The following is a 9,843-nucleotide window of genomic DNA, read 5'->3' as shown; positions in this document are numbered from 1 at the left end:
GCCGCGCCAAGCGTCGTCCCGGGCTCGGCAGCCGCAGCGCCGCCCCCCGGCAGGGCGCAATTCGCTCCGCCGACGGTTGCACCCGCGTTCCGGGCCGCACCCACGGTCACAACGCCACTACCGCCCCCGCCACAGCCACGGCGTGAAAACCTGACGCCGCTCGCAATCGGCGCGGGCGTCGTCGCAGGCGCCGTGGTCGGTGCGACCATCGCCAACATGCACAGCCAGCGACGGGAGGTCACCGAGGGCGGCCGCACGGTCTACTATGAACCGGACCGCGTCATCATCCGTGACCCGAGCGGACAGCAATACGTCCGCGGCAACGATCTCTATCGCTTCCGCTATGGTGCGCGCGACATCCAGACCCAGACCGTCGGCGGCGAAACCCGCACCGTCGTGATCCGGCCGGATGGCAGCCAGATCGTCACCGTGGTCGGCAGTGACGGGCGGCTGCTGCGCCGCATCCGCCGCGACGACCGTGGCCGTGAGATCATCATCATCGACAACAGCTACCGCGATCCGCAAGCAGTCGGCGGCTTCTATGTCGATCTGCCGCCGCCAGTGGTCAACATGCCGTACGACCGCTACATCGTCGCCGCGGACGAAGCACCCCCGGAAGTGATCTACGAAACCCTGAGGGCGCCGCCGGTGCAACGGATCGACCGGCGCTACTCGCTCGACGAAATCCGCTACAGCCCCAATGTGCGGATGCAGATGCCGAGCATCGACGTCAACTCCATCAACTTCGCGACCGGTTCGTGGGAGATCCCGCCGGACCAGGCGGCGAAGCTGCAAGTGATCGCCGACGGCCTGAACCAGGCGATCCAGGCCAACCCGCGCGCAGTGTTCCTGATCGAAGGTCACACCGACAAGGTGGGCTCCGACGTCGACAATCTGTCGCTGTCGGACCGCCGCGCGGAATCCGCCGCAACGCTGCTGACGCAGCAGTTCAACGTGCCGGCGGAGAACCTGACCTCGCAGGGTTATGGCGAGCAGTATCCAAAGGAGCAGATCGACGGGCCGAGCGCGATCAACCGGCGCGTCACCATCCGCAACATCACGCCGCTGCTCAACGGCGGACAGGCATCACTGCCGCCGCCCCCGCCCGGCACCGCGCCGCCGCGCTGAGGCACGCGGGTTGTAAAATGAAAATGGCCGGGAGCGATCCCGGCCATTTTTTTGAGCTTCTATTTTGACGCGTTTTCTACCGCAGATAAGTCTACGCAATCTGCGCAAGCTTGATTGCTACGCGAACCGGTATCCACCTCGCTCGAAAACGCTATCACGCGCTGAGCGCCCGCGGCGTCACGCAGGCCGCGCAAATAGCAGCGGCGTGCCGGTGATCTGTGCCGCAGCAGCCGCCGAGAATCCGCATCCTCGGAAACGCGCTCCGAAGCGCCACGTAACGCCGCCCGAGATCGGCCGGGTCGCCGGCATCGAGCGTTTCGGATTCGTCGAGTTCGGCATGGCTCTTGGTCGAGGCGTTGGCCCTGATGCCGTGGATACGTTCCGTCCAGGCTTCACCCGCCTGCAACGCGTCCTCGAAATGCGTCGGGTGCGCACAGTTGATCAGGAAGTATTCGGGCGCACCATCGGTCTTTTGATCCACGGTCTCGATCGCCTCGCGCAACGTCTCGCCCTTCACCAGACGGCCATTGGTCTCCACGGTGAACGAGATCGCCGTCGGTATACCTAGCGCTTTCGCGGCGCGCGCGATGCCGATCGCTTCATTGATGCTGGTGAGCGTATAGGCAGTGACCATGTCGGCGCCGCCCTCGGCAAAGGCCGCTATCTGCGCCCGATGATAGTCCTCGGCCTCCGCAGCATCCATGTTGCCCGCCTTGTAGCCATCGCCGCGCGGACCGATGGCGCCGCTGATGACGCAGGACACGCCCGGCCGCTCCCAGCCGGCGCGCAGATCTTCCAGGAATGCAATCGAGCGGACATTGATCGCCTTGAGCGCGGCGGCGTCGTAGCCGAGCTTGGCGCCCCAGTCCGGATTGGCGCGCCATGTCGGGCTGTCGAGCACGAAGCCCGTGCCATGGTCGCGCGCGACCGCAAGATAGGCCGCGTAATACTGCTTCAGCTTCTCCCGCCCTTCGGCGCTGTCGAGCAGCACAAAGGCGGCAAAATGCGGCAGCTCCACGCCTTGGTGAAAGATCAGCGTCGTTTCCATGCCGCCATCGGTGAGGAAAATACCGCCGCGGCGCTGCGGCAGGGCATGTCGATATCTGGCCATTTCAACATCTCCGCGCATTTGAGGGACTTCGGTACGTCTCTCCCGCACCTGACAGGTCCGGTGATGTTGGTGCCTCATAGTGTCGCGGCTTCCTAGACGGCTCGTGGTACGGATGAACCGGAAGCGGCAAAGTGGTACGAAATCAGATGGTTGTAGATTGATCGGCAACGCGGTCGCACTGGCCGCCGCGGAGAAACCGTACCATGAGTACAGTTCTGGAACCCCGCATGAGCAAGGGCGAAGCGACGCGCGAGCGGATTCTCGAAATCGCGGAGGCCGCCGTTCTTGCCAAGGGATTCGGCGCCACCTCGATCGAGGAGGTGATCGCGGAAGCCGGCCTCACCAAGAGCGGCTTCTTCTATCACTTCAGGGACAAGAATGCGCTCGCGCGCGAAATGCTTCGCCGCTATGTCGCGACCAACGACCAGCTGTTCGACGACATCTTCACCCGCGGCCGCGAGCTGTCCGACGATCCGCTGCAGGCGTTCCTGATTTCACTGAAGCTGCTGGCGGAAACGATGGCCGATCTGCCGAGCGGTCATCCCGGCTGCCTCATCGCCAGCATCTGTTATCAGGAGCGGCTGTTCGATCGCGAGATACGCGACCTCACCGCGCAATCCGTGCGCGACTGGAACGCGCGTTTCCGCGCCATTCTCGACGGCATCGCGTCGGTCTATTCGCCGCGCGAGCCGGTCGACCTCGACGACGTCGCCGACATGCTGTCCTGCATCGTCGACGGCGCCATCATCATGTCCAAGACGCTGAATGATCCGAGCCGCCTCGAACGACAGATCCTGATCTTTCGAAGCTGCATCAAGCTGATGTTTGCGCCGAACTAGGCCGTCGCTCCGGCGAAGGCCGGGGCCCATAACCACAAGTGATTGTGGTTGAGCGAAGCCGTCGACCAGCGCAGTTCAACAATGTCCGCCGCGGCGTATGGGTCCCGGATCGCGCTCGCTAACGCTCGCTTGTCCGGGACGACGGGTGTTACTGCCCGTTCGCTGCCGGGCCCGGTCGCGGTCAGGATGACATCCTCGCGCAATGCACGCTCGCCTTATCGCTCAACGGCTCGACCGGAAAAGCTCAGCCGTGGCGATGCCTTTCGCCTGGGCGCGCAACCTGGCGCGGTCGGCGTGCCCCTTGGCGAACGCCGCGTCGTCCAGCACCTCTTCGGGCTTGCGCGCGGTCGCTACATCGCGAGGTGCCGCAGCGACGTGCTCCGGCGCTGTTTCCGGCGAATAGCCGACGACGAACGTATTGGCGGTGAACACGCCGTGCGGGTCGACCGTCTGTTTGACCTGACAGCATTTCGCGTAATCGTCGGTGGAGTAGTAGAACGGCCACACCTTGCTCATGTCGAGGTCGCCGTGGCTCGCCCAGAACCAGCGGTGATCTGTCGTGGAGAACCTGCCATTCGGCCCGACGCCTTCGGCGATGTTGATGTTCTGCCATTCCTGCGCAAGCGTCAGCGCGTTTTGCTTTCTGGTGTTGTAGAAGACGTCGAGGTTGTAGCCGACGGTGGTATTGCGCCACGCGTACGACGTCTGCTTACGCTTGCCGTTTTTCGTCACCGCGGAGTTCTCGCCGCCGAAGTTCTGGCACTGGACAAACACCATGAGGCCGTCGCTGCTGCGGCCGACCAAGGCATCGATCCGGGTCGCGGCCCACTCGGCCCAGCCTGAAGTAGCGACCTTGTCGGTGACCTGACCATTCTTCAGGAACGGATAGTTGAACTCACGCGTGCCATAGTAAGTCCAGAGCTGCGTGACGCTTTCCGAGATGGGCGTGATGACGTTGTCGTCGCGCAACGTCGTCGAGAGATCGATGAGCTCCTGCTCGGCCCACTCCTTGAAGCGCTCCCACCAGGTCGAGCCGTGTTTCGCCGTAGCAAGGATCGTCTTGATGCTTTTGCACCACGACGGGTCATACGTGTCGGTGTTATCAAGGTTGGAGTATTGAAAGTAGATCATCAGGGCATTCAGGGGCGACGGGGTGTTCCGGCCCCCGAAAAACTTGACCATGAAGTCATCGCGCGAAGCGATTCCAAGGAAGTTCTCGAGAAAGTCGTCCTCGGCTGCCACCACCGAGAAACAGAAATCATAGTCGCCCGGCGCGTTTTCCCACTGCCGCACGAGATCGAACAATTGCACCAGAACGCCGTGGTCGAAAGCAGGATCGTACGGGATGGCATATTTGTAAGCGCGCGAATATTTGTGGTCCGCGTCCTTTCCCGGGCGGATCGTGATGTGGGTGACGATGCCGTAATTGCCGGGGCCGCCGCCAAGAACAGCAAAGAACAGATCCCTGTCGGCCTGCACCGGGCTGTCGACGGCGATCGTCTTTTTGCTGCCATCCGCCAGGAATATCTCGAAGGACACGAGCTGATCGCTGAACAGACCGAAGGCGCGGGCCAGTTGGCCGTACCCTCCGGTCTGCACATGACCGCCGACATGCACGTTGTAGCATTGGCCGGTCGGCATAAACAGACCGGCTTCCCTCAGCTTGTTGTTGAACTCCAGCAGCGAGTAGCTGATGCCCAGACGCAGCAGGCCGGTCTGCGTGTCGTACTCCCACTCGCTGTACGCCTCGCTCAGATCGAGCTGGATGTTGTTGCTGGTCGTCGACGAGGTGCCGGAGTAGGCGTGGCCGCCGGTGCGCACCGCGACGCCGATGCCGTTGGCAGCGGCGTACAGGATCGCCTTCTTGACGTCGGGGTCTGCATTGGGGTGTTGCGGGCAGATGATGGCCGCAGGAGACATGTTCGCTGCGGGGTTCGAAGTCGTGGCGTACTGGTAGACAAACTTCCAGTAGGACGGGTCGCCCATCCTATAGACGGGGCAGGAAAAATCAGGGAGCGCCATGATGAACACCCTCTTCGCTTGCTGTTCGCCAGGAAGGAGCACGTCTCGCAAGAAGGAAGATCAGCCGCTGCTCTGATGGCGATCTTGAATGGGGCTTGCTGAAATTCGAACTGGCGCTAAGGTTGCATATTTTTGTGACACACGCAAGAATGACACGCGCGTCAGTTGCGCGCATCCAGTGGAAACGCCGAAGGTAGAAGTGCGATCGTGAGGGTGAGGACGTGTATTCGTCCCGGATGACGCGTTCATAACGGGCGCTCGAAGCGCGCGGCGCTCGCGCCCCGGACGCAGCGCAGCACGAAGTGACGCGCTGCTCAGCCGGGGCCCAAATGCGGATCGGTTATGGGGTCTTGAGTCCCGGCTCTGCGCCGCACCGCGTCCGGGACATGAGAGGCCTCAGCCCTTGTCGCTCTCAAGCTTGAAGATCTCGGAGCCTTCCGCGGGCGACAGCAAGCCCGTGTCGCCATAGACCTTCAGCTTGGCCCTGGTATCGGCGATGTCGAGGTTGCGCATGGTGAGCTGGCCGATACGGTCGGCCGGCGTGAACGCGGCATCCTCGACCTTCTCCATGCTCAGCCGCTCCGGCTGGTAGGTCAGGTTCGGGCTCTCGGTATTCAGGATCGAGTAGTCGTTGCCGCGGCGCAGTTCGAGCGTCACCTCCCCGGTAACCGCGCGCGCCACCCAGCGCTGGGCGGTTTCGCGCAGCATCAGGGCCTGCGAATCGAACCACCGCCCCTGGTAGAGCAAGCGGCCCAGACGCATGCCGCTGATCCGGTACTGCTCGATCGTGTCCTCGTTGTGGATGCCGGTGACCAGACGCTCGTAGGCAATGTGCAGGAGCGCCATGCCGGGCGCTTCGTAGATGCCGCGGCTCTTCGCCTCGATGATGCGGTTCTCGATCTGGTCGCTCATGCCAAGGCCATGCCGGCCGCCGATGGCGTTGGCTTCGAGGAACAGCGCGACGGGATCGGTGAATGTCTGGCCGTTCAGCGCGACGGGCTGGCCCTCCTCGAAACGCACGACAACCTTCTCGGCCTTGACCGCACAGTCGTCGCGCCAGAACGGCACGCCCATGATCGGATTGACGATCTTGATGCCGCTGTCGAGGTTCTCGAGGTCCTTGGCCTCATGGGTGGCGCCCAGCAGATTGCTGTCGGTCGAGTACGCCTTCTCGGCGCTCATCTTGTAGGCGAATCCATTGGCGGTCATGAACGCCGACATTTCGGCCCGTCCGCCCAGTTCGTCGATGAACTGCTGGTCGAGCCAGGGCTTGTAGATCCGCAAATTCGGATTGGTCAAAAGGCCGTAGCGATAGAACCGCTCGATGTCGTTGCCCTTGAAGGTGGAGCCGTCGCCCCAGATGTTGACGCCGTCCTCCTTCATGGCCGAGACCAGCATCGTGCCGGTGACGGCGCGGCCGAGCGGCGTGGTGTTGAAATAGGTGATGCCGCCGGTCGAGACATGGAAGGCGCCGGCCTGGATGGCGGCAATGCCTTCGTGGACCAGTTGCGTGCGGCAATCGACAAGGCGGGCCTTCTCGCCGCCGAACTCCAGCGCCTTGCGCGGAATCTCGTCATAGTCGGCCTCGTCGGGCTGGCCGAGATTCGCCGTATAGGCAAAGACACGCGCGCCCTTTTGCTTCATCCAGAGCAGCGCCGCGCTGGTATCGAGACCGCCGGAGAAAGCGATGCCGACTTTTTCCCCCTTGGGCAGGCTTTTCAGAATCGTACTCATAGAGCTTCCAATCGGTCGAAATGGCTGTTGCTAACTGCGGCTTTGAGTGCGCGAATATCAAATTTCGCGCTGACGGGCACGCGTTTAATGGCGCTTATTAAAGCCGGGGCCGGATTACCCCGCCGCGCGCCCGCGCCAGCGCTGCCACAGGCGATAGCCTGGCCAGCCCCAGCGCGCCAAGGCGGCCTCGATTTGCGCATCCGTCACCCTCGTCGATGGCCAACGGTAAATAAAGGCATAGGCCAGCCAGATCACGAAAAAGCTGACGAGGCCCGCGGCGGCGACGTCCGTAAAGAAATGCCCGCCGAACGCCATCCGCAGCACGGAGGTCGTGACCCCGAACAGGGTCGCCGCCACATAGGCCAGGGGCCGCCACTGCGGCGGGGTTAGCGCCGCCGGCGCGTAGGCCCAGAACGCGGTGGCGCCCTCGCCGGAGAAGAACGAGCAGTTGCGGCCGCACTCGCCGCGCGGATCCCACCACGGCACGAATTGCCAGGGGCCGTTGAACTCCGTCACCATCACCGGTCGCGGCCGGCCCCAATAGCTCTTGAAGGTGAGGTTGGTCAGCACGACCGCGGAAAGCAGGATCGTGACCAGCAGGAACACCGCCGCGCGTCCCGGAACCAGCATCGCCCGATCCGGCCGCATTATTTTTGCGACGATGGCAATCAGCGCCGGCAACGCCAGCGCCCAGGCGATCCACATCGCGCCGTCGCGCGCGAACGCGGCCAGCGAATCGAGTTTCAGGGGAAACGATGCGGTCGCAGGATCATAGAACAGCGCCGCCAGTTTCAGATCGAGTTCGGGATAGATTCCAAACAACAAGCCGACGGCGAGCGCCAGTCCCAGCGCGACGAGGAGTCCGGTACGGTTCATGGCGCGGGGTTTAGCCGAGGCCGGCGATGTTGGAAAGGCTCACGCGAACTTCCCTTCTCCCCTTGTGGGAGAAGGTGGCGTGGACTTTAGTCCACGCCGGATGAGGGGTCTCTATCCGCGGAGACAAACCCCTCACCCGTCTCGAATGAGCTCCGCTCATTCGATCCACCCTCTCCCACAAGGGGAGAGGGGAAGAAACCAGGGAGCTTCACGACAGCGGCCGCGAACGCGATGGCAGCGGCGGCATCGGTGGCACGGGCGGCGGCGGACGGCGCCAGGCCCCGGCGGATCGGCCTGCGATCATCCAGTAGACCAGACCGGCGACGATGCCCGCCCCGGTCATGATTTCGAGATGGCGGCGCACGATGCCGTCGAACTGCAGCGTCTCGGTGTCGAACGGGATAAGCCCGAGATAGCAGGCGGCACCGACGATCGCGCCGCCGACCGCGTAAGCGAGGATGCTGCGGATATAGAAGGCTTCCGTTATGAGCACGACCACCAGCGCCGGCAGTAGCGCAAAGCCGGACAGGAAGATGAAGCCGAATCCCATCAGGACGTTGATGGCGCCCTGGTCGATCGGCGCGGCGCCGAGATCGGAGATCTCGGGATACAGCACCGCGCCAACCACGATCATCCCCGCCACGAAGCAGGCGGCGAGGAAGCCGAACAGGATGACGAAGAGGCGGCCGATCAGCGCCATGGAAGAATCCGGTCTTTAGGCATCGACACGCCGCACTCACCGCTGTCATGCCCGGGCAAAAGCGCGAAGCGCGTCTTCGCGCAGATGTCCCGGGCATCCACGTCTTGCTTTCTTTCCGCAGTACCAAAGACGTGGATGGCCGGGACGAGCCCGGCCATGACGACGTCGTGGGCGCCGCACATCGTCAATCCGTCATCGCCATCGCGCGCAACGCCTGGCGCTCGCGCGCGGACAGTTTTTCGGTCTCCGACTTCAGCTGGCCGCAGGCGGCGAGGATGTCGCGGCCGCGCGGTGTGCGTACCGGCGAGGAATAGCCGGCGTTGAAGATGTATTCGGAGAACTTTTCGATCTGTTCCCAGTCCGAGCACTCGTAGCGCGTGCCCGGCCACGGGTTGAACGGGATCAGGTTGATCTTGGCCGGGATGCCCTTGAGCAGCTTCACCAGCAGCTTGGCGTCGTCGAGGGAATCGTTGACGCCCTTGAGCATCACATATTCGAAGGTGATGCGCCGCGCGTTCGACGAGCCCGGATAGTCGCGGCAGGCCTGCAGCAGTTCGGCAATCGGATATTTGCGGTTCAGCGGCACCAACTCGTTGCGCAACTCGTCGCGCACCGCATGCAGCGAGATCGCCAGCATGACGCCGATCTCCTCGCCGGTGCGGATGATGTTCGGCACCACGCCCGAGGTCGACAGCGTGATGCGCCGGCGGGAAATGCCGATGCCTTCATTGTCGGCCGTGATCAGCAGCGCATCGCGCACCGCGTCAAAATTATAGAGCGGCTCGCCCATGCCCATCATGACGATGTTGGTGACGAGGCGGCAGCCGGTCGGCGTCTCGCGATCGGCCCAGTCATTGAGACGGTCGCGCGCCACCATGATCTGGCCGACGATTTCGCCCGCGGTGAGATTGCGCACCAGTCGCTGCGTGCCGGTGTGGCAGAACGAGCAATTCAGCGTGCAGCCGACCTGCGAAGAGACGCAGAGCGTGCCGCGATCGGTTTCGGGAATGTAGACGCACTCGACCTCATGCGCCTTCTGCAAGGTATCGCCGCTCGGCAGGCGCAACAGCCATTTGCGGGTGCCGTCATTGGAAATCTGCTCGGCCACCACTTCGGGGCGGTCGACGGTGAAATGCTGTTCGAGCTCCGCGCGCATATCCTTGGAGACGCTGGTCATCTCGGCAAAGGATTTGGCGCCGCGAAAATACATCCAGTGCCAGAGCTGTTGCGTGCGCATCTTGCGCTGCGCGGGGGCAACGCCGATCGCGCCGAGCCGGTCGGCGATCTCGGCGCGCGACAGGCCGATCAGCGAGGGTTTTGCCGGCGGCACATAGGTTTCGAGCGGAACCTTCTCCAGCGGCGCCACGGATGATGAAAGCGTCATTTGTTACACACGGAGGCGCTTGAAGTGGACGCGTAGGGTGGGCAAAGCG

General features: G+C 63.4%; 9 protein-coding genes. 2 read left to right on the top strand and 7 right to left on the bottom strand.

What is annotated here, in order from left to right:
• The coding region (locus tag CQ14_RS35270) for an OmpA family protein (RefSeq protein WP_245320761.1) at positions 1-1,128 on the top strand (1,128 nt) is incomplete at its 5' end.
• Between the two features lie 154 nt (positions 1,129-1,282).
• Here the strand turns inward: CQ14_RS35270 and CQ14_RS35265 are convergent.
• Positions 1,283-2,239: a homocysteine S-methyltransferase family protein gene (locus tag CQ14_RS35265; protein ID WP_057862336.1), complete on the bottom strand. Its 957-nt coding sequence runs from the start codon at positions 2,237-2,239 to the stop codon at positions 1,283-1,285.
• 227 nt (positions 2,240-2,466) lie between these two features.
• Here CQ14_RS35265 and CQ14_RS35260 point away from each other — a divergent pair, with 227 nt between their 5' ends.
• Positions 2,467-3,078, top strand: a complete 612-nt coding sequence (locus CQ14_RS35260; protein ID WP_057862335.1) for a TetR/AcrR family transcriptional regulator — start codon at positions 2,467-2,469, stop codon at positions 3,076-3,078.
• A 222-nt stretch (positions 3,079-3,300) separates the two neighbouring features.
• On the opposite strand, the gene CQ14_RS35250 is transcribed toward CQ14_RS35260, so the two are convergent.
• The 6 genes from CQ14_RS35250 to rlmN form a co-directional block, all read right to left on the bottom strand.
• Positions 3,301-5,100, bottom strand: a complete 1,800-nt coding sequence (locus CQ14_RS35250) for an FAD-binding oxidoreductase (RefSeq protein WP_156435775.1) — start codon at positions 5,098-5,100, stop codon at positions 3,301-3,303.
• 396 nt (positions 5,101-5,496) lie between these two features.
• The gene (argG, locus tag CQ14_RS35245) at positions 5,497-6,834 is read right to left on the bottom strand and encodes an argininosuccinate synthase (RefSeq protein WP_057862332.1); all 1,338 of its coding nucleotides are present in this window, start codon (positions 6,832-6,834) and stop codon (positions 5,497-5,499) included.
• Between the two features lie 114 nt (positions 6,835-6,948).
• Entirely contained in the window at positions 6,949-7,710 is a 762-nt protein-coding gene (locus CQ14_RS35240; protein WP_057862331.1) for a phosphatase PAP2 family protein, read from the bottom strand.
• A gap of 208 nt (positions 7,711-7,918) precedes the next feature.
• Entirely contained in the window at positions 7,919-8,410 is a 492-nt protein-coding gene (locus CQ14_RS35235) for a hypothetical protein (RefSeq protein WP_057862330.1), read from the bottom strand.
• Positions 8,401-8,568 carry a hypothetical protein gene (locus CQ14_RS35230; protein WP_156435774.1) on the bottom strand — a complete coding sequence of 56 codons (168 nt, stop codon included), beginning with the start codon at positions 8,566-8,568 and terminating at the stop codon, positions 8,401-8,403. Before CQ14_RS35230 ends, CQ14_RS35235 begins: the two co-directional genes overlap by 10 nt.
• Before the next feature lie 26 nt (positions 8,569-8,594).
• A complete protein-coding gene (gene rlmN, locus CQ14_RS35225) occupies positions 8,595-9,794 on the bottom strand; it encodes a dual-specificity RNA methyltransferase RlmN (protein WP_057862328.1) in 1,200 nt (399 codons plus the stop codon).
• Positions 9,795-9,843: the final 49 nt, after the last annotated feature.

Origin of the sequence: Bradyrhizobium lablabi, from assembly GCF_001440475.1 — a bacterium.
In the GTDB taxonomy this organism is placed as follows: Bacteria; Pseudomonadota; Alphaproteobacteria; order Rhizobiales; family Xanthobacteraceae; genus Bradyrhizobium; species Bradyrhizobium lablabi.
The sequence above is the reverse complement of the archived record's forward strand: the minus strand, read 5'-3'. Positions and strand labels throughout refer to the sequence as shown.

Bases quoted from the DNA above. Each gene is read 5' to 3' on its own strand.
- CQ14_RS35250 (WP_156435775.1), bottom strand. From the start codon at position 5,100: ATGGCGCTCCCTGATTTTTCCTGCCCCGTCTATAGGATGGGCGACCCG.
- CQ14_RS35235 (WP_057862330.1), bottom strand. From the start codon at position 8,410: ATGGCGCTGATCGGCCGCCTCTTCGTCATCCTGTTCGGCTTCCTCGCC.
- CQ14_RS35260 (WP_057862335.1), top strand. From the start codon at position 2,467: ATGAGCAAGGGCGAAGCGACGCGCGAGCGGATTCTCGAAATCGCGGAG.
- CQ14_RS35265 (WP_057862336.1), bottom strand. From the start codon at position 2,239: ATGGCCAGATATCGACATGCCCTGCCGCAGCGCCGCGGCGGTATTTTC.
- CQ14_RS35240 (WP_057862331.1), bottom strand. From the start codon at position 7,710: ATGAACCGTACCGGACTCCTCGTCGCGCTGGGACTGGCGCTCGCCGTC.
- CQ14_RS35230 (WP_156435774.1), bottom strand. From the start codon at position 8,568: ATGGCCGGGCTCGTCCCGGCCATCCACGTCTTTGGTACTGCGGAAAGA.
- argG (WP_057862332.1), bottom strand. From the start codon at position 6,834: ATGAGTACGATTCTGAAAAGCCTGCCCAAGGGGGAAAAAGTCGGCATC.
- rlmN (WP_057862328.1), bottom strand. From the start codon at position 9,794: ATGACGCTTTCATCATCCGTGGCGCCGCTGGAGAAGGTTCCGCTCGAA.